This window comes from Anoxybacillus sp. FSL W8-1294 (assembly GCF_037965005.1).
In the GTDB taxonomy this organism is placed as follows: Bacteria; Bacillota; Bacilli; order Bacillales; family Anoxybacillaceae; genus Anoxybacillus; species Anoxybacillus flavithermus_G.
In genome coordinates this window covers 2,237,690-2,261,114 of sequence record NZ_CP150179.1, presented here as the reverse complement: position 1 = coordinate 2,261,114, position 23,425 = coordinate 2,237,690, and the positions used below count along the sequence as shown (strand labels likewise).

Genomic DNA, 23,425 nt, shown 5'->3' with positions numbered 1-23,425 from the left:
GGGAAGATGCTGAAATTTATTTTACGGCGAATCCTCATTATGATTCCACAATTGTTTTTGCTGAGCGTCCTCATTTTCTTGCTGGCGAAGGCGATGCCGGGCGATGCGCTGACGGGGCAGCTGGCGGCCAACCCGAAAATGGATCCGCAGACGCTTGAGGAAATGCGGGAAAAACTTGGCTTGAATGATCCGGTACATATTCAATACATCCGTTGGGTGAAAAACATGCTGCAAGGGGATCTCGGCCTTTCCTATACCCACCAGCAGCCGGTCACTGATCTGCTGGCCGGACGGATCGGGAATACGGTGTTGCTGTCGGCAGCGATTTTAATTTTGACGTACCTGATTGCCATTCCGCTTGGCATCGTGTCGGGGCGATGGACAGATACATGGGCTGATAAGCTAGTCGTCGGCTACAGCTATCTCGGGTTTGCCACGCCGCTGTTCATTTTTGCTTTGGTCATGCTGTTTATTTTCGGCTTTCACCTTGGCTGGTTTCCAACCGGCGGCAGCGTGGACGTTCAGGTCGAGAAAGGGACGCTCGCTTACTATTTAAGCAAATTGAACCATCTCATGCTTCCGGCGTTGTCGGGAGCGCTCATCAACACGGTCGTTACGATTCAATATTTGCGCAGCGAAATCGTCGATACGAAAGTGAAAGATTTCGTGAAAACGGCGCGGGCGAAAGGCGTGCCGGAGCGGCACATCTATTGGCGCCATATTTTGCGCAATGCGTTTTTGCCGATCGCGGCGTTTTTAGGGTATGAGATCACCGGGCTTGTCGGCGGTTCCGTGTTTTTGGAGTCGATCTACAGCTATCCGGGGGTTGGCCAGCTGTTTTTGCAGTCGATTATGCAGCGGGATTACAGCGTCGTGACGGCGCTCGTCATGATTTCCGGCCTGGCGACGCTGGTGGGCACGCTGTTGTCGGACATCATTTTGAGTGCGGTCGACCCGCGCATCCGGATTGAGTAGGGAAGGAGGAAGGTAGCTGACATGAAAGCGGAAATCAGCGGCCCAACGCCGGCCGGAGCGAACATCGAGAAAAGCCCTTCCGCCTTTTCGATCATGTGGCGGGAGGTGGTTCGGGATCGGCTCGCGCTTGGTTCGCTCATCGTTTTAGGAATCCTTTTGTCGATCGTCTATGGCGTGTCGCTCTTTTTGGATCAAGAGGAAATCGTTAAAGTGGATTTTCTTTCCATCTATTCTCCGCCGTCAGCGGAACACTGGCTTGGCACAGACTACGGAGGGCGCGACGTGTTTGGCCAGCTCATCATCGGCGCCCGCAATTCGTTTACGATCGGGCTGGCCATTACGCTCATCACTGGGGCGATCGGCCTCATTGTCGGATTGGTGGCCGGCTATTTCGGCGGCTGGATTGACAATGTCATTATGCGCATCATCGATTTTATTCTCGTTCTGCCGTTTTTGATGCTCGTTATTGTTTTTGTCGCCATTGTGCCTAAATATAATGTATTGACGTTCATTTTGATCATGAGCGCGTTTTTGTGGACGGGCAAAGCCCGGCTGATCCGCGCCAAAACGCTGGCCGAGCGCGAGCTGGATTATGTCAGCGCGTCAAAAACGCTCGGCACGCCAGATTGGAAAATCATTATTTTTCAAATTTTGCCCAACCTCAGCTCGATCATTATCGTCAATTTGACGTTAAATTTGGCGGGCAACATCGGCATCGAGTCCGGGCTCACGTATCTTGGCTTCGGGCTGCCGGAGAGCACGCCGAGCTTAGGGACGTTGGTCAGCTATGCGACCAACCCGGATGTTTTGCAAAACAAATGGTGGGTTTGGTTGCCTGCGTCATTGCTTATTTTAGTAATGATGCTGTGCATAAATTTCATCGGCCAAGCGCTGAAACGTGCGGCTGATGCAAGACAACGACTAGGATAAGGGGGAAGAAAATGTGAAGAGAAAATGGCTGGCGGCTCTCGCCGCGCTCTTGCTCGTGCTCGCCGGGTGCACGGGCAAATCCGACACAACGAGCGGAAAGGGCAACAATAACGAAAAACCGGCGGCTCAGAAGGAAGACATCAGCAAATTCCCGATGACAGTGAAAAACGACGGGAAAATCATCGATGGCGGCGTGTTGAAATACGGCCTTGTGTCCGATACGCCGTTTGAAGGGACGCTCAGCTATGCATTCTACACCGGAGCGCCCGACGCAGAGATTTTGCAATTTTTTGACGAGTCGCTTTTCCGGACGAACGGTGACTATGAAATTACAAATGATGGGGCTGCCACGTATGAGTTGTCGGATGATAAAAAGACGATGACAATCCATATTAAAGACAATGTGAATTGGCATGACGGCCAGCCGGTGACCGCTGAAGACTTGGAGTATGCGTATTTGGTCATCGGCCATAAAGATTACACCGGCGTCCGCTATGGCGATGCGCTCATCCAAGGGATCGTCGGGATGGAAGAATATCACAGCGGCAAAGCGGATAAAATTTCTGGCATTAAAGTCATCGACAAAAAGACGTTGACGATCACATGGAAACAGGCCAATCCGTCGGTGTTGACCGGCATTTGGGCGTATCCGCTGCCGAAGCATTACTTGAAAGACATTCCGATCAAAGACTTGGCGAAATCGGATAAAATCCGGAAAAACCCGATCGGGTTCGGTCCGTTTAAAGTGAAGAAAATCGTTCCGGGCGAGTCGGTAGAGTTTGTCCGCAATGATGACTACTGGGCTGGCAAACCGAACTTGGAAGGCGTCATTTTGAAAGTCGTCAGCCCGCAAGTCGTCCTGCAAGCGCTGAAAAAAGGCGAAATTGACGTCGCTCAGTTCCCGACTGACCAATATTTGAACGCGAAAGGGACGAAAAACATTCAGTTTATCGGTAAAGTGGATTTGGCGTACAACTATATCGGCTTTAAACTCGGCCATTGGGATGCGAAAAAGCAGGAAAACGTAATGGACAATCCGAAATTCCAAAACAAAAAACTGCGCCAAGCCATGACGTACGCCATCAACAACCAAGAGGTGGCCGACCGCCTGTATCATGGTTTGCGCTTCCCGGCGAACACGCTCATTCCGCCGTCGTTCCCGGGCTATCATGACAGTTCCATCAAAGGATATACGTACAATCCGGAAAAAGCGAAACAATTGCTGGATGAAGCGGGATATAAAGATGTGGATGGCGATGGCCTCCGCGAAGATCCAAACGGTAAAAAATTCAAGATCAACTTCTTGGCGATGAGCGGTGGGGACATCGCTGAACCGCTGGCCAAATTTTATATGCAATGCTGGAAAGATGTGGGCCTCGATGTTCAGCTTGTAGACGGACGCTTGGCGGAGTTCAACTCCTTCTACGATATGGTCGAAAAAGACGATCCGAAAGTGGATGTCTACGCCGCCGCTTGGGGAACTGGAACGGACGTCGACCCGTACGGATTGTACGGCCGCAACGCCATGTTCAACTACTCGCGCTGGGTGAATGAGAAAAACGATGAACTGTTGGAAAAAGGCCATTCCGAACAGGCGTTTGACAAAGAATATCGTCGGAAAATTTACAGTGAATGGCAAAAGTTGATGAACGAAGAAGTGCCGGTCATCCCGACGTTGTATCGTTCGGTCATTTATGCCGTCAACAACCGTGTCGCCAACTTTACGGTTGACCCGAGCTCGAAGCTGACGTGGAAAGATGTCGGCGTCACGTCCGAGCAACCGGAAGTCGAACAATGACGATTGTTGCCTTTGATGATGTATGATAAGATAGAAGATAAATTGCATACGTCTTATCAAGAGTGGGCGAGAGAACGGGCTTGATGACCCCACAGCAACCTGCCGCAGGCAAGGTGCTAACACCCGCAAAGCGGTTTCGCTTTGGATGATAAGAACGGCTCATGGCCCCTTTCGCATCATTCCGAGGCGAAAGGGGTTTTTTTGTCGATGGGAGGTGAAGGAGAAACAGTGGAGGAGGCGGTTTCGCTCCGCGCTTGCATGGCCGCTCATCTCCGTGCCGCAGCGTTCGCCGTTTGTGTCATGCGCTGTGTGCAGGCGGAGCTCATCCGGTTTGACTCTAAGGCGGCGGTGCATGTCGACCGTCCGGATTTGCCGACGGAAGGAAAAGTGCACCATGTGGCGAGCGGTTGTACTTTTCCAGTTGTTCCGATTTACAGTACAGATGAGTTAGTAAGCGAGCCGATTTTTAATTGGTGAATCGAAATCGTTTGTTGAATGTAAAAGTTCATCTTTTCACCTCACTAGGCGTTTCCAGCGATATTGCTGTCGGCAATATCACGGTCGTTTGTATTTGTGCTGCTATATTGATTGTAAATATTCAGGCCGTCCCCCGTATTAAATGAACCAGCACCAGCAAACGTTTTAGCAACGCTGTACGGAGAGATGGCAAATACATCGCCGATATGAAACACACCGCCACCTCCGATACTGTTAATTTGGACCGCTCCAACAATGGCTGGCATCGGCTATCCCTTGCTTTTTATGTTGCTATCGGCGGTGTCTGGATCGAGTGTATTTGTAAAGCTAATAAACGTATTCGTTTGTAAAAAATCTCCTGTATTTCCACCACCGGCACCTGCAAGCGACCTCGATGAACTTTTTGGCGCGATTTGCAACGTATCGCCGAAATTGACGGTTGCATCGCTACTGACGTTCGTAATTTTAATTGGACCTGCAATATAGGAAGGCATGGCCATCGTCCTTTCCTTCATTCTTTCCCTTACCCAATCATATGAAAACAATGAAAGAAATGTGCTCTACAAAAGGAAAGATATGTTATAATATTTCTGAAAAATAATAATTTTTAGATATAAAAGTGGGGGGATGGGGATGAATGTGCCATTAGTATTAACGCATTTTTTAGACCGTGCCGTATCGCTTTATGGCGATAAAGTTGGCGTGATTAGCGAAGGGAAGTCGCTCACATATCTCGAGCTTAGTGAGCGCGTCAATCAGTTATCGCACGGGTTAAGCGATTTAGGAGTAAAAAAGGGGGATCGTGTCGCTTATTTAGCCCCAAATACGTTAGAGATGCTCGAAGGGTTTTATGGGGTATTTCAAACAGGAGCAATTATGGTGCCGCTCAACATTCGTTTAAAGCCAGACGATTACGTATTTATTTTAAATCATAGTGAAAGTAAAGTGTTGTTCGTTGATTATGAACTGTACCACTTAATCGCGCCAGTAAAAGAGCAATTGCAAACGATTGAGCATATCATCGTGCACGGCAAAACGGACGACATTTATGAAATCGCTTACGATACGTGGCTTGCGCAGTACACGAAAGAACCGTTTGAACGTCCGGATATTGACGAAAATGATGTATGTAGTTTGCTATATACGAGTGGAACGACAGGAAATCCAAAAGGGGTCATGCTCACACATCGCAACAACTATTTGCATGCGTTAAGTACAATGCACCATTTGCGCGTGTCAGACCGCGATGTATATTTGCACATTTTGCCGATGTTTCACGTAAACGGATGGGGGGCACCGTTTTATTATACAGCGAATGGGGCGACGCACGTTTGCTTGCGGAAAGCGATTCCTGAAGTCGTTTTTGAGTACGTCAATCAATATAAAGTAACCGTTATGCATATGGCGCCAACTGTACTCAACTCATTATTGCAATATTATGAGCAGCATGTGCCGACGATTGAGCATGATGTGCGTGTCGTTATCGCAGGATCTGCGCCGCCGCCAGCATTTGTGACGCGTGTGGAGAAAGAATTAGGTTGGGAATTTATTCAAGTGTACGGCATGACGGAATCATCGCCATTAAGTACGGTGTCGACGATTCGCGCGCATCTCGACCATTTACCACTTAGCGATCAATATCGAATGAAAGCAAAAGCAGGCTATGCGATGATTGGCTGTGAAGTGAAAGTCGTCAATGAACAGGGGGAAGACGTGCCTCGCGACGGGAAAACGATCGGGGAAGTGATCGTGCGCAGTAACGGTGTGATGGCAGGATATTGGAAAAATCCAGAAGCGACAATGGAGACGATTCGCAACGGTTGGCTGCATACAGGAGATATGGCGACGATGGATGAATACGGAAACATCGACATCGTTGATCGGAAAAAAGATATTATTATTAGCGGCGGGGAAAACATTTCATCGATTGAAGTGGAAGGGGTGTTGTACGAGCACCCAGCTGTGCTTGAAGCAGCTGTCATCGCAGTTCCGCATGAAAAGTGGGGCGAAACGCCGCATGCGTTTGTCGTTGTCCGTCCTGGAAAAGAAGTGACGGAACAAGAGCTGATCGCCTTCTCACGTGAAAAACTTGCTCATTTTAAAGCGATTACCGGTGTGACATTCGTTCAAGAATTGCCAAAAACGGCATCAGGAAAAATACAAAAAGTACATTTGCGCAACGAATATTGGCAATCGCTTGGCAAGACGGGACGATACGTCAATTAATAGGAAAGAGCTGCTGTCAATTGACAGTCGGCTTTTTTTCTTTTAGGCTGAAATGGAAAAGGAGGGAAAAGATGCGTATTTCAACAATAGATGCGGTGCGTGGTTTGGCTTTATTTGGTATTTTGCTTGTAAACGTTCTTGATTTTTCGCTTCCAATGTTATATGTTGATGCGTCGGTATTTGCGAAAGATGGGGTTGATCGTTTTCTGCTCGCATTTGTAGATATATTTGCGCAAGCGAGCTTTTATCCGCTTTTTTCGTTATTGTTCGGCTGGGGAGCATGGGTGATGTTTGAAAAAGGGGGCGGGCGGTTTCGAGTGACTTTTTTGCGCCGCTTGCTTGCGTTGTTGTTATTTGGGATGATTCATGCGTTTTTTATTTGGCATGGCGATATTTTAATCGGCTATGCGATCGTCGGGTTGTTTCTTTTTCCGTTTTTTCAAGCGAGCGCAAAAACGTTACGTAACTGGGCGCTTTCGCTTTGGAGCAGTTGGGCTTTCGGTTCAACGATACTCATGTGGCTGATGTGGAAAGTAAGTGGTGATGTCGATTTTTCGGAGCCAGAGCTGGCAAAGCAGGCGATCGCCAATTATCAACAAGGCACGTGGGAACAAATTTTTATGCAACGGGTAGCTGATTGGCTATACGTCAATTCGTTGACCCAAACATTCATTTTTGTTTTAACGATTTTGCCATTTTTTTTATTTGGAGCATATATCGCAAAAGAAAAATGGTTTCATCATGTGGCACAACATCGCGAAACGATTCAAAAATGGTGCATCGGTTCATTCGTCGTCGGCATGGCGTTTAAATTATTGCCATATATCGAAAAAAATATCGTCACAACGTATGCCCAAGATATGATTGGCGGACCTGCCCTCGCTTTATTTTATTTGACCGCCTTCTCATTTGTATCAGCGAAAGTGATTCATTTTTTTGCCCCTGTCGGCAAAATGGCGTTCACAAACTATTTGATGCAATCAATTATTTGTACGTTTATTTTTTATTCTTACGGCTTCGGATTATATGGGAAAGTAACGCCAAAACAAGCGCTCGCTGTGGCGCTCGGTGTATATGCTATGCAAATATGTTGGAGTCATTGGTGGCTGAAAAAACATCGCATCGGGCCGCTGGAGCGCGTATGGCGATGGATGACGTATGGAAAAAAGAAAACGACATGAATGAATCATGTCGTACATGGCTTGTCCTCTTTTTCTTTATGGAAAAGCACGGCTTCTTTCAAATGCTTATTTAACAATTCATCGAGCTCTTGACTGCATTGGATCGTTTCTTTCGCCGAAAAACCGTACATTTGCGCCAATTCAATTAATTGTCGTCTTTTCTTTTCGATGAGGGAAAGAGACATAAGATTCACCAACATTTTTCATTTTAGTCAACAGCATGTAAACAGCTGTATGTATAAACTATTATACATATTCTGAAGAAAAAGGAAATAGTATAATGTGCTGAAAAATATTTTTTTACAAAGGAGTTGACACATGAAAGAGAGAAAATAATGATGTTCGATCATACGAAAAAGGGGATGAGAACATGAAATTTGTTACAGCGCACGCCGGATCGGACGTGTTTGTCGGGGTTGTTCACGAGCAAAAAGTCGTTCATTTATCGAAAGCAGATGAAACGATACCGAATACGATGATCGAATGTGTAGAACTTGGTGAATCGTTTATTGAAAAAGTGGAACGTGTGCTTCAAAACGTGCATCCGGAGTGGACGTATGCGCTTTGCGACGTACAGCTTCTTGCTCCGATTCCGCGTCCGACGAAAAATATTTTTTGTATCGGGAAAAATTATGCGGATCATGCGCAAGAAATGGGCAGTGAGGCTGATCGGGAAAATATAATCGTATTTTCAAAAGCGCCAACGGCGGTCATCGGGCATGAGGCGGACATTTTACGCCATGCGGATGTGACCGATCAGCTCGATTATGAAGGAGAGCTTGCGATTGTTATTGGGAAAAAAGGGAAAGCGATCCCGAAAGAACAGGCGCTCCATTATGTGTTTGGTTATACAATTATAAACGATGTAACAGCGCGCGATTTACAAGAAAGACATAAACAATATTTGCTCGGCAAAAGTTTAGATACATCATGTCCGATGGGACCTTGGATCGTTCATCGTTCCGCTATTTCGGATGCGCATGCGTTACATATCGAAACGAAAGTCAATGGTGAAGTGAGACAATCGGCAACGACGGCACAATTTATTTTTGACATTCCGACGATAATCGCAACATTGTCGAAAGGGATGACGTTAGAGCCGGGCGACATTATTGCGACAGGAACACCAGCAGGAGTCGGAAAAGGCATGAATCCGCCGCGCTTTTTACAGTCGGGTGATGTGATTGAAATAACGATTGAACAAATTGGAACGTTGCGCAATCGGGTAAAGTAAAAAGCTGGGATACCCCAGCTTTTTACTGTTCAAACACTTTTTTCACTTTTTCGATTGCCCAGTCGAGCTCTTCTTTCGTAATGACGAGCGGTGGTGCGAAACGAATGACTGTATCGTGAGTTTCTTTACATAATAGTCCTTCTTGTTGTAGTTTTTCGCAGTACGAACGGGCAGGTACGTGCAGTTCGACGCCGATGAACAATCCTCGTCCACGCACTTCTTTAATGTCAGGATGATTGATTTCGCGTAGTTTTTCTTGGAAATATTGTCCGAGTTCGAATGAGCGTTCTGGCAATTTTTCTTCTACAATTACATCTAGTGCAGCGATCGATACTGCGCAAGCAAGCGGGTTACCGCCGAATGTTGATCCGTGCGATCCCGGATTAAATACGCCAAGAATGTCTCGGTTTGCCGCAACGCACGAAATTGGGAATACGCCCCCACCGAGCGCTTTGCCGAGAATGTACATATCTGGTTCAACGTCTTCCCAATCGCACGCAAACATTTTACCAGATCGACCAAGCCCTGATTGAATTTCGTCGGCGATATATAATACGTTATGTTGTTTACATACGTCATATGCGGCTTTTAAAAATCCTTCTGGTGGAATGTTAATGCCGGCTTCTCCTTGAATCGGTTCAAAAATAAAAGCGGCAGTATGCGGTGTGATCGCTTGTTTGAGCGCCTCTACATCTCCAAACGGAATGACTTTAATGCCCGGAAGCATTGGACCGAATCCGCGTTTATATTCTGGATTGGATGACATCGATACAGCTGTCATCGTCCGTCCGTGAAAGTTATCTTCACAAACGATAATTTCCGCTTGATCTGCTGGAACGCCTTTTACGTCATACGCCCAGCGGCGCGCCGCTTTCACTGCTGTTTCTACCGCTTCGGCACCTGTGTTCATCGGCAAAACCATTTCTTTTTTCGTTAGCTTTGCGACTTTTTCGTACCACGGACCGAGCTGATCGTTATGGAACGCTCGGGAAGTTAACGTAATTTTATTCGCTTGATCAATAAGCGCCTGCACGATGCGCGGATGGCGATGACCTTGGTTGACCGCAGAGTAAGCGCTCAACATATCCATATAACGATTGCCTTCTGGATCTTCTACCCATACTCCTTCGCCTTTAGATAAGACGACTGGAAGCGGATGATAGTTGTTTGCCCCGTATTTTTCTGTTAGCTCGATAATTTGTGTTGTTTTCAAGTTGATCCCTCCCACTTGGATGCTCATATATATAACATACTTGAAGTGAATATAGAAAGTAAATAGAAAAGGTGAGCGTTTTCTTTTTCAATTGTCCGATCCCGATCGACGTGTTATTATAGATTCATATCACGGCTGTTGATTATCCAAAATTAGGCATACTCCTCCCATATATTCGGGCATACTCAAATAAGACAGCTGCCATCTCGGATTTCCATTCGAGAGGAAGTTGCCCAGAGAAAAAACGACGGACAAACGAAAGAAAGGTAAGGGACGAGGTTGTCCGTTTTTCCGTTCGATGATATAGCCATCTCAGTAACACATAAGCGATAAATGCCGCAAAAAGTTGGTTGTATACCGCATGCTCGTTGTTGCCAAATAAGGTCGGAACGTTTAGATATTGCTTGATCCATCGGAAAAACACTTCCACTGTCCAACGTTCTTGATACATCTCGGCAATCTTTTCCGCCGATGCCTCTAAGACGTTCGTGACCACACGGATTTCATGCCCGTTCGCATCCTGAAAGATCACGACGCGATGGCGCTTTTTGGAACGACATTGTTTCGTTCCTAACTGGCAAGTAAAATCCGCCACAATAGAAGAAGAGGAGGAAGAAAGGCGCTTTAGGCTCTTTTTTTGATGGATCTCGACATTGTCTTTCATCCGAATCACAAACGGTTGCTTCTGTTCGACAAACCGATCGAGGCGTTCAATTTTAAAGTACGCTCGATCTTCGACAAGAACCGTTTGTACGTCTGTGAGCCGCTCTCCCACCGGTCCATCGTGGCGCAACCCTACGGTTTCTACGATGTCGCTCGGCATTTGTTGCTCAGGGGAATACGCGACGTGCATTTTCACTCCGGATCGTTCCCCATGATAGGGTGCCCATGTCAGGCGGTTTTTCCCCACGGTGACGGTCGTGGAGTCTACTATACGCAATGCTTTTGGAAAGCGAAGCGAACGGCGGGTTTGGCGATTGCACTTAGAAACAACCAAAGCAAATAAGCGCTTCATCACCTCGTACGGAACTTCTTTCGCTTTCTTAGAAACCGTCGAGTAATGAAACGTCGGCAATCCGTACATTTTCGCCACATCGGCACCATGACGGAAACTTTTCCATTCGTGAAGTGCCGCCAGCAGAAAAAAATCAACCAACGTGCGCACCGTAAACGTCCGCGAAGTGTCATGGTAGCCAACGGCTTCGGTAATCGACTGGAGATCTTCATCAGAAACAATTTTTTGCATCAAATTTGGGAGTGTGGTATGCTTGTGCATAGAGAGCACCTCCTAGGTTTGTTTGTGTTGTTACTTACATTCTACAGGAAAGGTGCTCTTTTTTCTATGTTTTTTATGGATATTATTGGTTAATCAACACGCCTGGATTCATATATGAAATGGATAGAGAAAGGAGAATGACGATGACACATGCACATATTACAACGTGGGTCGTTGCGCTCATTTTATTTGTCGTGGCGATTGCGTTGCAAGCGAAAGGGAATGAAAAAACAAAAATGGTGCATATGATGTTGCGTTTATTTTACGTATTAATTATTGCAACAGGTGCATGGATCTTATATACCATGTCTTCGTTTCCGGCTCTTTATATCGTCAAAGTTGTTGTCGGTTTATGGGTAATCGGAGCGATGGAAATGATTCTCATTCGGACGGCAAAAGGAAAAAATACGAACGTGCTTTGGCTTCAATTTATTGTTGCGTTTGTCGTTGCGCTATATCTCGGATTTAAGTTGCCGTTTGGTTTCTCTTTCTTTTCATAAAGTTGGCATATTTGCCAACTTTTATCTTTTTCTACTATATAAAAATGTGCTATAATGTAAAATGATTAAAAATTCTAAAAAAAGAAAAAGAGAAAGAAAGAGTGGGAAAAAAGGGGATGAAATTATTTCAAACGGCTTGTAAAACGTTTGCTGATTGGGAACGGTGGGTAAGCGACTATCGTTTATATGAGTATGATCAGCTAACGATTTTCATTTCTTCGCTCTCTCCGTCGTTTCGCATGCAAGTCGAACAATACGTACAACAACATTTGCCCCAAGCACAACTGTTTCCAATGATTGGGGATGCATCGGAACATGCCATCATTTGTGCCCTCGTTTTTGACGATTATCGAGCAAATATGGACGAGATGCGTCAAAAAATGAAAATATCTGAACAGTATTATCGCTCATTATTTGAACATAATCCAGACATTGTATATTCAACGGATTTAGAAGGTAACTTCACAAGCGTCAATCCTGCGTTCGAACGAGTTTTCGGATATAAAGCAGAAGAAATTTTGCATACAAACTCGCTTAGCTATATTAAAAAAGAGGATATTCCGCGCGTGCGCCGCTATTTTTATCGCGCATTAAAAGGGAAAGTACAGCAATACAATTTGGAAATTCCAGCGAAATCGGGGGAAGTATATTTATTTCAAATAAAAAACGTCCCGATTATTGTTGACGGAAAGAAGGTTGGCATTTACGGCATCGGGCGCGACATTACTGAACAAAAGCGCGCGGAAGAACATATTCAATATATTGCCTATCACGATATAGACACGGGGTTGCCGAATCGGCTGCAATTTACAAATATCGTGAAAAATGCCATCGACAAAGCGAAAGAAACAGGCGATACACTTGCGGTTTTATTTATTGATATGGATCGCTTTAAAATGGTGAACGATACGATCGGTCATTACGGTGGGGATGAAATATTAAAACAAATGGCAGAGCGAATAAAAAACGTCTTGCCGAAAGGTGCGCACATCGGTCGTTTCGGTGGAGATAAATTTAGCTTACTGTTCACAAAACAAGTCGATGTACAGACGGTTGTCGATTGGGCAAAAAAGATGCTGCAACATATTTCCATTCCAATTGTGTACGAAGAAAAAGAGTTTTTTTTAAGCGCAAGCATCGGAGTGAGCTTTTATCCAACAGACGGCATCGATGCGCAGTCGCTGTTAAAACATGCGGATACGGCCGTCAATCGCGCGAAACAAAAAGGCGGCAACGGCGTGAAGTTATACGCTACAAAAATGAACGAACAAGTGCTTCATCGCCTAGAACTTGAGCGATATTTGCGGAAAGCGCTCGAAAAACAAGAATGTTTTCTCGTCTATCAGCCGCTTCTTGATTTAATGACGGGAAAAATTATCGGGAGCGAAGCGCTATTGCGCTGGAAACACCCGAAAATCGGATTTGTGTCTCCGCTTGAATTTATTCCGATTGCAGAGGAAATTGGTTTCATTCATGAGCTCGGTCGTTGGGTGTTAACGGAAGCGTGCATGCAAACGAAAAAATGGCACGATCTTGGTTTCCATTCATTAATGGTTTCGGTCAACGTCTCAGCAACCCAATTTCAACATGCGACATTTTTTGAAGATGTGCAGCAAGCGCTGAAGCAGTCGCAGCTTCCCGCTCATTGTTTACATTTAGAACTTACAGAAAGCTCGATGTTACGAAATATGTATTACAGCATTCACGTGATGAAAAAGCTTCAACAGCTTGGTGTGCAAGTGTCTATTGATGATTTTGGCACAGGTTACTCCTCTTTAAGTTATTTAAAAAATTTGCCGATCAATACGTTAAAAATTGATAGGTCGTTCATTTACCAACTTCATCAAGATCGTTCGGACATTGCGATTGTGAAATCAATCATTACGATGGGGCACGGCTTGCGCCTAAAAGTTGTCGCGGAAGGCGTCGAAACGGCTGAGCAAATGAAGTTATTAAAACGATTAAAATGTCATTATGCCCAAGGGTATGCGATTTTTAAACCGCTTTCTGCGGAACAATTTGAACAACAAGTGTTACAAGGGAACGTGGTCATTCAATAATCGAGTTGGACACCGATCACTTTTTTCCCTGTTTGCAACGTCAGTTCAAAGCGATGTTGTTTTTCGTCAAAATAATGTTGGACGTTGCACATGTCAACCGAGTTATCAAATATTAAAAAATTAACCCCTTTTTCAGCAAACAACATATAGTTATAACAATACAAACAGTCATATACGGAAAAATGCCACTCGTTAACTAAGTGAATAAAATGAAAAAACGCGTGATCGGGTAGCTGAGAAAGCCATTGTTCGTATGCGTGCGGCAGCGGCTTTACGTAGCGAAGACGATCACCGTTTTTTAATGTATATCGTTCAGCCACGTACACATCTCCATCTTCGCCAAGCCACCCTTTGATCCATTGACCGAAGCGAAACAGTTCCACTTCTTCTGGCAAATGTGCGAGCTCATGCGCTTCATCTTCTTCGTCAAAAAACACCCATTGTTCATTTATTTGTTCGACGACACCGTATATATAAGCACGTTTTTGTGCGCGTAATGATTTGAGGCGATCCATTGTCATTCAGCTCCTTTTGTGTCAATTCCTTTCGTACGCCATTATAGACAACTCATCATTTATATAAACGATGCATAAAATAAAAGCATGCTTCACACTTGTTCACAACAGAAGGGAATGATTGACGTGTGCGGAATTACCGGATGGGTTCATTTTGAGCGTCAGTTGCGCCAAGAAAGAGATGTTGTTCTCAACATGGCCAATACGCTTTCATTTAGAGGGCCTGATGATACAAATGTTTGGATGGACGATCATGTCGCATTTGGGCATAAGCGGCTTGTTGTCGTCGATCCAGCAGGCGGTGTACAGCCGATGACGCGAATAAAAAACGGCTATCGCTATACGGTTTGTTATAATGGGGAGCTTTACAATACGGAAGATATTCGGAAAGAGCTATTGAAAAAAGGATATACGTTTCAAGGGCATTCCGATACGGAAGTGTTGCTTACAGCATATATGGAATGGCGGGAACAATGTGTCGATCATTTCAACGGCATTTTTGCATTTGCTGTTTGGGACGATGAACGACGCCATTTATTTTTAGCGCGCGACCGATTAGGTGTCAAGCCGCTTTTTTACCGCCATGAACAAGGAGAGTTTTTATTTGCATCGGAAATCAAAGCGATTTTATCACATCCGAACGTCCGAGCAGAAGTTGACCGCGAAAGCTTGTGCGAAATTTTAGCGCTTGGACCGTCGCGTACACCAGGACATGGCGTGTTTCGGACGATTCATGAGCTGCGCCCAGCGCATGCGATGATCGTGAATAAAGAGGGGATACGGCAATGGCGATACTGGAACGTGAAAAGCGCCCCACACGTTCATTCGTTTGACGAAACAGTCGAGCATATTCGCACGTTGCTTATTGATGCCGTTACGCGCCAACTCGTTTCAGACGTCCCTGTGTGTACGTTTTTATCGGGTGGGGTCGATTCAAGCGCCATTACAGCGATTGCGGCGCAGTCGTTTGAACGAGAAGGAAAAGGACCGCTTCATACGTATTCCATTGATTACGAAGAAAATGAACAATATTTTACTGCGAACGCCTTTCAGCCGAATAGCGATGGTCCTTGGATTAAACAAATGTCTGATGCGTTTCAAACCGTTCATCATACGTGCGTCATCTCTCAACAACAGCTAGCCGACTATTTGACGGAAGCGATGATTGCGCGCGACTTACCGGGGATGGCTGATATTGATTCGTCGCTTCTTTGGTTTTGTCGCCAAATTAAGCAACAGTTTGTTGTGAGTCTATCTGGAGAGTGTGCCGACGAAATTTTTGGAGGCTATCCATGGTTCCATAGAAAAGAAGACTTTGAGCGAGACGGATTTCCGTGGATGCGTTCATTGCATGAACGATTCGATCTTCTCAATGAAACGTGGCGTGAAAAACTGCCGCTTCATGAGTATGCCGATATGCGTTATAAAGAAACGCTTCGTGAAGTTCCTCACGCGGACGGAGAAAGCAAGGAAGAAGCGCGCCGACGAGAATTATTTTACTTAAATATGATTTGGTTTATGACGACGCTTTTAGATCGGAAAGACCGAATGAGCATGGCGGCGAGTTTAGAAGTGCGCGTGCCGTTTGCTGATCATCGCCTTGTCGAGTACGTATGGAACATTCCGTGGGAGATGAAAATGCATAACAATCGCGAAAAGGGGATTTTGCGTAAGGCGTTAGAAGGCATGTTGCCTGATGACGTATTGTATCGGAAAAAAAGTCCGTATCCGAAAACGCATCATCCGCGCTATACAGACATCGTAGCGGAACGACTAGAGACCATTTTAGCGAATCGCTCGTCCGTTTTATATGAACTGTTTGATGCAAAGAAGTTAAAGGAATTAGTAGAGACGAAAGGACAGTCGTTTCGCATTCCATGGTTCGGGCAATTGATGTCCGGTCCGCAACTTTTGGCGTATTTTATTCAGTTTCATGAATGGTTTGAGCATTATAACATTCATTTAAAAGAAAACTGAGAAAACCCGAACAACGTCGTCGTTGTTCGGGTTTTTAAGCTGTCGCTTCCTTTTTGATGAACGATTTCGTGCGCCATACGTTTGATTTCCAGCGCCAATAGACGAGCAGTCCGCGCAGCCATTCGTCCGCGGTAAACGCGAGCCAAATACCTACTAAACCGAGATCGAGCTGAATGCCGAGCACGTAAGCGAGCGGGACGCTTATTCCCCACATGGAAGCGACGCCGATATAGACAGGAAATTTCACATCGCCAGCAGCACGAAGGGAGTTAATAATCACAAGGTTAAACGAACGACCAGGTTCAAGAAGCATCGTAAGTAAAATGAGCGTCCCGCCTGTTTCAATCATCCATTTATTGCTTGTGAAAATGGAAAACAGTTGATCGGAAAAAAGAGAAAACAAGGCGGCTGCTGTAAACGAAATGATGACGGCGAGCCGCAAACTTTTTAAACAGCGAGCATACGCTTCGTCAAAACGTTGTGCCCCGACGAGATGCCCGACGATAATTTGCGTCCCTTGCCCGATCGCGACGCTAAATAAAAAAATAAACATCATGATGTTTTGTGTATATACTCTCGTCGTTAACGCCTCTGTGCCAAGCATTGTAATAAAATATGTGATGACAAGCTGTGACGTATTGTAAGCGACATGTTCGCCGGCAGATGGAATGCCAATTTTTAATAATTGTTTAACGTAAGCAAATGAAAACGCCTCTTTCGATAACAGTGGGAGAGGATGTGGGAGACGTTTCATGATGAGCAAAAATCCAATGACAAGCCCGATCATCCGGCTGATCGTTGTTGACCAAGCGACCCCTTCAACACCTAAAACCGGTAAGCCAAACGGTCCGAACAATACGAAATAGTTGCCAATGATGTTTAATATGTTGACTCCAATCGTAATATTCATCATATCGCGTGTAAACCCGTAGCTGCGCAATATCGCCCCGAGCGTCATAATGAGCGCTTGCACAAATGAAAAACCACCAACAATCCATAAATAAGCACGCGCATCAGCCATTAGCTCGTTTGGAACGTTCATTACTTGAAGGAGATGATCGCTTCCTATCCAAAGCGCAACGCTTAATACGACGCCAAATAATAAATTTGCCCAAATGGAAGTAGCTCCAATATAGGAAGCTGTTTTTTCATCGTTTGCCCCAGCATATTGTGCAATTAAAATCGATGTTCCTGTTGCGATAAAGCCAAACATGACAACGACCATAAACAATAACTGATTGGCCACCCCGACAGCCGCAACCGCTTCATCTGTGTAGTGACTAAGCATAAACGTATCGGCATTGCCCGTCAACATATGAAGCGTCAATTCAATAAAAATGGGCCAAGTGAGCGCAAATAAAGAAAGCTTTTTTGCCAAACAAGACAACCCCTTTACGATTTCCGACTTGCAAACTGTTTTTATTTTAATGGATTGTTATAATGAAAAAAAGAGAAAAAGACGATAACTTTTGTACATTTCCGACTTAAAGGAGGGCGCTTATGTATATATCGTTTTCCGTTCCGCCGTTTCCCGTTTTCATTAAAGGTGGTGAGGCGGTTTTTCGAAAAGGAATGAAACATTTTCGACGCACGTTTTCGGTATTTGATTTACTGTATGTGCAAAAAGGAACGTTATATATGACGGAACACGAAGAAACGTTTACCGTTCGGGAAGGAGAATACGTCATTTTATGCCCACAGTTTGAACATTATGGGCATGAACCGTGTGGTGAAGATACGTACTTTATTTGGATTCATTTTTCAGTGCCACAATACGAGCTTGGTGAAAAACAGCCGTATGGATGGAGCGATATTATTGAACGAGAGGCAACGTATGTCGATTATGCGCAATATCGTTTATTTATTCCACAATACGGAAAGTTGAACAAAGTAGGAATGGAGACGATGTTGCAACATATCGTTCGTGAGCAACAAACACCGGATCATTCGTTGGCGCAACAGCTGTTATTTGCACAATGGATCGTTCAATTGCAAAAACAAACGCTTCATATTCCGACAGCTGCCGAGCATGTATGTAGAGAAGCGATGGAATATATTCATCGTCATTATGATCAATCGTTTGAAATGGAGCATCTTGCTTATGCTCTCCGACTTCATCCAGATTACATTTCACGCTGTATGCAAAAAACGATCGGAATGAGTGCGCTGCAATATGTACATGATTATCGGCTGAAAGTAGCAAAGAAAAAATTAGCCGCAACCAACGAGACGGTCGCGGCGATTGCGAAACAAGTCGGGTTTGAAGACGGCGCTTATTTTTCGCGTGTATTTAAAAAATTAGAAGGGATGACGCCAAGCGAGTATCGCCGTTTTATACAGCGGGCGTAGGCTGCACAAGTAACATACGAAAGCCGTACGGCTCAATTGTCATCGTTTGTTCAGTTATTTGTTCGTTCGTCCAAAGGTTGATGACCGTTTTGTCTTGAAGTGAAAATGGAACGGTCCATGTAAGCGATGCGTCTGCATTGTTTAACACGCAAACGATCGTTTCGTCGTCATACGTTTTCGCATAGGCGATATGGTTTGTCTCGTCGTTTGCTTCTAATATGTGAAACTCTCCGCTTCGCAAGGCGCGATATTGTTTGCGCAACGCAATGAGCGTTTGTACGTGCGTAAATAAATCGCGGTCTTGCTTTTCTTTTTCCCATACCATACATTTGCGACAAAGCGGGTCTTGTCCACCAGTTAAGCCGATTTCATCTCCGTAGTAAATGCACGGAGAACCGCTGAAAGAAAGTTGGAACACGAACATGAGCTTTACTTTTTCTTTTCGTTCGTCGCACGTAGTTAATATGCGCGGTGTATCGTGGCTGCCGAGCAAATTAAAGGCGACTTCATTGACGTTTTGCGGATAGCTATGCAACACGTTTGTCATCGTATCGGCAAACTCGTTTGCGCGCACGTTCCCTTTCGCAAAATAATTGAGCGCTCCGTTTGTAAATGGGTAGTTCATGACCGCATCAAATTGATCTCCTCTTAGCCATGGCATCGCATCGTGCCAAATTTCACCGAGAATGTACACGTCCGGTTTGATCGCTTTCACCGCTTGGCGAAACTCGCGCCAAAATTGATGGTCGACTTCGTTTGCTACGTCTAATCGCCAGCCGTCAATGTCAAATTCGCGAATCCAATATGTTGCGACGTCTAGTAAATATTGCTTCACTTTCGGGTTTTCGGTATTTAATTTCGGCATCTCTGGTACAAAAGCAAACGTATCGTAATTTGGAATCGGTTCCGTTTGAAGTGGAAATTCACGAATATGGAACCAATCTTTATACCGTGATTTCTCGCCGTTTTTTAGCACGTCTTGAAACGGGGCGAAATAATAGCCACTATGGTTAAACACCGCATCAAGCATGACGCGAATGCCTTTTTGATGGCATGCTTCAACGAGCCGTTTAAATGTTTGTTTGTCGCCAAATTGTGGATCGATTTCGAAATAGTCAATCGTATCGTATTTATGATTGGATGGCGCTTTAAAAATAGGAGTGAAGTAAATGCCGTTAATCCCAAGTTCAACAAGATAATCTAAATGGTCGATGATGCCTTCAAAATCGCCGCCAAAAAAGCTCTTCGTTGTCGGATCGATACTTCCCCACGGGAGCGTATTTGGCGGATTTAAACGTGGATTGCCGTTGGCGAAACGCTCAGGGAAAATTTGATACCAGACGGTGTCTTTTACCCAGCTCGGTGCGTCAAATACATCGATGCGATTTAAAAACGGGAAACAAAAATAGTATGCGGTATCGTCTGTCGGGGCTTGTTTATAAAAGCCTTTTTCTGTATAGACGAGCATGTCTTCACCGGCGTGCAATTCAAAGCCATAGCGCAAGCGACGATACGGTGGTTGCACAGCGATGAACCAATAATCAAATAAAGCGTCACAACCGCTTTTTTGCATCGGTTGCTTGTCAAATTGCCATGCGCCATCTTCCCATACGTACGGGTCGCCAAATAACAAATAAACGGCATCGACGTCATCTTTTTTTGTCCGCAAACGAATATGTAGCGTTCGTTCGTCGTATGCATAAGCAAACGCATCTTTTGGACGGTGATAAATCGCTTCTTTTAACATGTTTCAATCTCTCCTCTCTATTTATCGCGCAATCGATTGCGCTTTTTCTCACATGCGACTCCTCTTCTTATTGAACGGTGCACGGAAGCGTAAACAATGCTTATGTCAAGCGTAAAATGAAGCGAATAAAAAAGTCAACATTCATTCAAAAAAAGATAAAAAAAAATAGTTGTCAAAACGGAAAATGATTGTATAATAAAGATAAAGATTGTGCAATCGTTTTCACAAAACGACATAGTGAAAGCGTTTGTATATGTTTGAAAACAGGAGGGGTCGAAATGAAAAAAACGGTATCTATTTTTTCATCGCTTGCATTGCTTGCAGGTGTGATGGCAGGTTGTAGTTCACAAGATGAGGCAAAACCAGCGGAAAACGAAAATGAAGGAAAAACTGAAGTGTCAGAAGATGGCATGCCGCCGAAACCGGAAAAGCTTGTCGTTTGGGAAGACGTGGATCGCGGTGTGGCGTTAGAGCCAGCAATTAAAGCATTCGAAGAAAAGTATGGCATTAAAGTAGAGTACAAAGAAGTTGAAATGGCGACAAAACAGCGCGATCAACTTCGTTTGGACGGCCCAGCAGGAACAGGTCCTGACGTTATTACTGTTCCACACGACCAAATTGGTCAGCTCGTCACAGAAGGGCTTATTCGTGAAATTCAAGTCGACCAAGCTGTATTAGATACGTTTACAGAATCTTCTATCGATGCGCAAATGTATGATGGAAAGTTATACGGAATTCCAAAAGCGGTCGAAACACCTGTGTTCATCTACAATAAAAAGTTGATGGACAAAGCGCCAGAGACGATGGATGAGCTATATCAGTTCTCAAAAGAGTTTACAAAAGGCGACCAATACGGTTTCTTAGCGCTTTGGGATAACTTCTATTTTGCGCACGGTATCATTGCTGGTATGGGCGGCTACGTATTTAAAAACAACAACGGTACGTTAGATCGCAATGACATCGGTTTAAATAACGAAGGTGCAGTAAAAGGGGTAGAATACATTCAACAATGGTATAAAGAATTGTTCCCGAAAGGTATTATCGGTGAAAACGGCGGTTCAGCGATGGACGGTTTATTCAACGAAGGAAAAGCGGCATCTGTCATGAACGGTCCGTGGGCGTTCCAAGGTATGCGTGATGCAGGTATCGATATCGGAGTGGCGCCAATGCCAAAATTGCCAAACGGCGAGCCTGTGAAAACATTTATGGGTGTAAAAGGATGGCACGTATCAGCGTTCTCGAAACATCCTGAATGGGCAACAAAATTAATTGAGTTTATTACAAACGAAGAAAATGCGAAAAAACGCTTTGAGTTAACGCGTGAAATTCCGCCAGTAAAATCGCTCATTAACGATCCGTTAATCGCGGAAGACGAAGGAGCGAAAGCAGTCGCAATTCAATCTCAATACGCGATTCCAATGCCAAACATTCCAGAAATGGCAGAAGTATGGGGACCAATGGCGACAGCACTTCAACTTGTCGCGAACCAAAAAGCAGAGCCAAAACAAGCGCTTGATGAAGCTGTAAAAACAATTAAAACGAACATTGAAGCAAACCATCCAAGCAACTAAGAAACGAGCGGTACCTCTCTTGTAGAGGTACTGCTTCAACTTTCTTTTATTTGTTTATTTATTCACATTCAAGTGCGCTCCTCGCCATTGTTTAGAAAGGAGACAAAATCAATGGAAACACCAATGTATCAATCGAATCATCGGAAAATTGCCCTCGGTTTATCCATTATTCCGGGATTTGGACAACTGTATAATCGTCAATACGTGAAAGGCGTCGCATTTTTTGTTTTAGCTGCTTCGTTTCTTATTGTTTTTAAAGATTTATTAAATATGGGATGGTGGGGGTTATTTACGCTCGGTGAAGTCATTGGACGTGACCATTCCATTTTCTTGCTTGTTGAAGGAATTTTAGCAGTTATCATTTCCGTGTTTGGACTTGGGTTTTATGCGTTTAATTTGCGCGACGCCTATAAAAATGGTCAAAAGCGCGATTTAGGGTTGAAAATTAGCTCGTTGCGTGAGCAATATCGTGTGCTCGTTGACAACGGCTTTCCATATTTAATGATTTCACCAGGATTTATTTTACTTGTGTTTGTCGTTATTTTCCCGATTATTTTCGTCGTCTTATTGGCGTTTACAAACTATGATTTATATCATTCACCGCCAGCGAAACTTGTTGACTGGGTCGGGTTTCAAAACTTCATTGACCTAGTGAAGCTCGATCTTTGGCGGAAAACGTTTATTAACGTACTTGCTTGGACGATCGTTTGGACGTTTGGGGCAACAACGTTACAAATTGCGCTCGGTATTTTCTTGGCGATTATTGTCAATCAAAAAGATTTAAAAGGAAAAGCGATCATTCGGACGATTTTCATTTTACCGTGGGCTGTTCCAGCGTTTGTAACGATTCTCGTTTTCTCAGGTATGTTTAATGAATCGTTCGGTGTCATTAATAAAACGATTTTAGCATCGCTTGGCATCGGTCCAGTTGAATGGATGACGGATCCGTTTTGGACAAAAGTCGCGCTCATTCTCATTCAAACGTGGCTCGGCTTCCCGTTCGTTTTTGCGATGACGACAGGAGTATTGCAAGCTATTCCGAACGAATTGTATGAGGCGGCGACAGTAGATGGAGCTTCAAGCTGGCAAAAGTTTACGAAAATTACGCTGCCACTTGTGCTATATGCAACAGCACCGATTTTAATTACGCAATATACGTTTAACTTCAATAACTTTACCATCATTTACTTATTTAACGGCGGCGGTCCTGCGGTGTCGGGGCAAAATGCGGGAGCGACTGACATTTTAATTTCGTGGATTTATCGTTTAACGATGACATCCGCCCAATATTCGAAAGCAGCTGCTATTACGTTACTTCTTTCCCTCGCTGTCGTATCAGTAGCGCTATGGCAATTTAGAAGAACAAAATCATTTAAAGAAGAGGATATGATGTAAG

Annotated in this window: 20 protein-coding genes, 1 pseudogene and 1 riboswitch; of the genes and pseudogenes, 12 read left to right on the top strand and 9 right to left on the bottom strand. The window is 44.6% G+C overall.

The window, feature by feature from the left end:
* The first annotated feature begins 6 nt into the window (after positions 1–6).
* Genes opp4B through opp4A form a run of 3 tightly spaced genes read left to right on the top strand, consistent with a single transcriptional unit; the run spans position 7 to position 3,703 of the window.
* Complete coding sequence (gene opp4B, locus NSQ23_RS12040; RefSeq protein WP_064221032.1) at positions 7–975, top strand: oligopeptide ABC transporter permease; 969 nt, start codon at positions 7–9, stop codon at positions 973–975.
* 21 nt (positions 976–996) lie between these two features.
* Positions 997–1,905: an ABC transporter permease gene (locus NSQ23_RS12035; protein ID WP_064221033.1), complete on the top strand. Its 909-nt coding sequence runs from the start codon at positions 997–999 to the stop codon at positions 1,903–1,905.
* A 13-nt stretch (positions 1,906–1,918) separates the two neighbouring features.
* Positions 1,919–3,703, top strand: coding sequence for an oligopeptide ABC transporter substrate-binding protein (gene opp4A, locus NSQ23_RS12030; RefSeq protein WP_339170924.1), 1,785 nt, complete (start codon positions 1,919–1,921; stop codon positions 3,701–3,703).
* A 50-nt stretch (positions 3,704–3,753) separates the two neighbouring features.
* A riboswitch (SAM riboswitch) is annotated at positions 3,754–3,858 on the top strand.
* 279 nt (positions 3,859–4,137) lie between these two features.
* On the opposite strand, the pseudogene NSQ23_RS12025 reads toward opp4A, so the two are convergent.
* The 3 genes and pseudogenes from NSQ23_RS12025 to NSQ23_RS12015 all read right to left on the bottom strand — a co-directional run.
* Positions 4,138–4,212 (bottom strand): annotated as a pseudogene (locus NSQ23_RS12025) (spore germination protein GerPB); the annotation flags it as partial.
* Positions 4,213–4,224: 12 nt separating this feature from the next.
* Entirely contained in the window at positions 4,225–4,446 is a 222-nt protein-coding gene (locus NSQ23_RS12020) for a spore germination protein (RefSeq protein ID WP_192949496.1), read from the bottom strand.
* Positions 4,447–4,449: 3 nt separating this feature from the next.
* On the bottom strand, positions 4,450–4,674 hold the full coding sequence (locus NSQ23_RS12015) for a spore germination protein (protein ID WP_004891999.1): 225 nt from the start codon (positions 4,672–4,674) through the stop codon (positions 4,450–4,452).
* A gap of 139 nt (positions 4,675–4,813) precedes the next feature.
* Here NSQ23_RS12015 and NSQ23_RS12010 point away from each other — a divergent pair, with 139 nt between their 5' ends.
* Both NSQ23_RS12010 and NSQ23_RS12005 read left to right on the top strand, forming a co-directional pair.
* Entirely contained in the window at positions 4,814–6,406 is a 1,593-nt protein-coding gene (locus NSQ23_RS12010) for a long-chain-fatty-acid--CoA ligase (protein ID WP_339170922.1), read from the top strand.
* Between the two features lie 71 nt (positions 6,407–6,477).
* On the top strand, positions 6,478–7,587 hold the full coding sequence (locus tag NSQ23_RS12005) for a DUF418 domain-containing protein (protein WP_339170921.1): 1,110 nt from the start codon (positions 6,478–6,480) through the stop codon (positions 7,585–7,587).
* 5 nt (positions 7,588–7,592) lie between these two features.
* Here NSQ23_RS12005 and NSQ23_RS12000 read toward each other — a convergent pair whose 3' ends face one another.
* Positions 7,593–7,772 (bottom strand): aspartyl-phosphate phosphatase Spo0E family protein, encoded by a 180-nt coding sequence (locus NSQ23_RS12000; protein WP_035046237.1) that lies wholly within the window; start codon positions 7,770–7,772, stop codon positions 7,593–7,595.
* Positions 7,773–7,957: 185 nt separating this feature from the next.
* Here NSQ23_RS12000 and NSQ23_RS11995 point away from each other — a divergent pair, with 185 nt between their 5' ends.
* On the top strand, positions 7,958–8,821 hold the full coding sequence (locus NSQ23_RS11995; RefSeq protein ID WP_339170919.1) for a fumarylacetoacetate hydrolase family protein: 864 nt from the start codon (positions 7,958–7,960) through the stop codon (positions 8,819–8,821).
* 22 nt (positions 8,822–8,843) lie between these two features.
* Here NSQ23_RS11995 and NSQ23_RS11990 read toward each other — a convergent pair whose 3' ends face one another.
* Both NSQ23_RS11990 and NSQ23_RS11985 read right to left on the bottom strand, forming a co-directional pair.
* Positions 8,844–10,061, bottom strand: a complete 1,218-nt coding sequence (locus NSQ23_RS11990; protein ID WP_339170918.1) for an ornithine--oxo-acid transaminase — start codon at positions 10,059–10,061, stop codon at positions 8,844–8,846.
* A 115-nt stretch (positions 10,062–10,176) separates the two neighbouring features.
* Positions 10,177–11,310, bottom strand: coding sequence for an IS4 family transposase (locus NSQ23_RS11985; RefSeq protein ID WP_064214037.1), 1,134 nt, complete (start codon positions 11,308–11,310; stop codon positions 10,177–10,179).
* A gap of 143 nt (positions 11,311–11,453) precedes the next feature.
* Here NSQ23_RS11985 and NSQ23_RS11980 point away from each other — a divergent pair, with 143 nt between their 5' ends.
* Together NSQ23_RS11980 and NSQ23_RS11975 are read left to right on the top strand one after the other, a co-directional pair.
* Complete coding sequence (locus NSQ23_RS11980; protein WP_339170916.1) at positions 11,454–11,810, top strand: YisL family protein; 357 nt, start codon at positions 11,454–11,456, stop codon at positions 11,808–11,810.
* A gap of 116 nt (positions 11,811–11,926) precedes the next feature.
* Positions 11,927–13,870, top strand: coding sequence for an EAL domain-containing protein (locus NSQ23_RS11975; RefSeq protein ID WP_339170914.1), 1,944 nt, complete (start codon positions 11,927–11,929; stop codon positions 13,868–13,870).
* Here NSQ23_RS11975 and NSQ23_RS11970 read toward each other — a convergent pair.
* A complete protein-coding gene (locus tag NSQ23_RS11970; RefSeq protein WP_339170912.1) occupies positions 13,864–14,385 on the bottom strand; it encodes a DUF2777 family protein in 522 nt (173 codons plus the stop codon). The genes NSQ23_RS11975 and NSQ23_RS11970 overlap by 7 nt on opposite strands.
* 126 nt (positions 14,386–14,511) lie before the next feature.
* On the opposite strand from NSQ23_RS11970, the gene asnB reads away from it, so the two are divergent.
* Positions 14,512–16,362, top strand: a complete 1,851-nt coding sequence (asnB, locus tag NSQ23_RS11965) for an asparagine synthase (glutamine-hydrolyzing) (protein WP_339174410.1) — start codon at positions 14,512–14,514, stop codon at positions 16,360–16,362.
* Positions 16,363–16,396: 34 nt separating this feature from the next.
* Here the strand turns inward: asnB and NSQ23_RS11960 are convergent, their stop codons facing one another.
* Complete coding sequence (locus NSQ23_RS11960) at positions 16,397–17,749, bottom strand: MATE family efflux transporter (protein ID WP_339170910.1); 1,353 nt, start codon at positions 17,747–17,749, stop codon at positions 16,397–16,399.
* Positions 17,750–17,862: 113 nt separating this feature from the next.
* On the opposite strand from NSQ23_RS11960, the gene NSQ23_RS11955 reads away from it, so the two are divergent.
* On the top strand, positions 17,863–18,711 hold the full coding sequence (locus NSQ23_RS11955) for an AraC family transcriptional regulator (RefSeq protein WP_064221305.1): 849 nt from the start codon (positions 17,863–17,865) through the stop codon (positions 18,709–18,711).
* Here the strand turns inward: NSQ23_RS11955 and NSQ23_RS11950 are convergent.
* Positions 18,695–20,458 carry an alpha-glycosidase gene (locus tag NSQ23_RS11950; protein WP_339170908.1) on the bottom strand — a complete coding sequence of 588 codons (1,764 nt, stop codon included), beginning with the start codon at positions 20,456–20,458 and terminating at the stop codon, positions 18,695–18,697. The two genes, NSQ23_RS11955 and NSQ23_RS11950, sit on opposite strands and share 17 nt — an antisense overlap.
* Positions 20,459–20,736: 278 nt before the next feature.
* Between NSQ23_RS11950 and NSQ23_RS11945 the strand changes: the two genes are divergently transcribed.
* Together NSQ23_RS11945 and NSQ23_RS11940 are read left to right on the top strand one after the other, a co-directional pair.
* Positions 20,737–22,029, top strand: coding sequence for an extracellular solute-binding protein (locus tag NSQ23_RS11945; RefSeq protein WP_339170906.1), 1,293 nt, complete (start codon positions 20,737–20,739; stop codon positions 22,027–22,029).
* Between the two features lie 111 nt (positions 22,030–22,140).
* Entirely contained in the window at positions 22,141–23,424 is a 1,284-nt protein-coding gene (locus tag NSQ23_RS11940; protein WP_339170905.1) for a sugar ABC transporter permease, read from the top strand.
* Position 23,425: the final 1 nt, after the last annotated feature.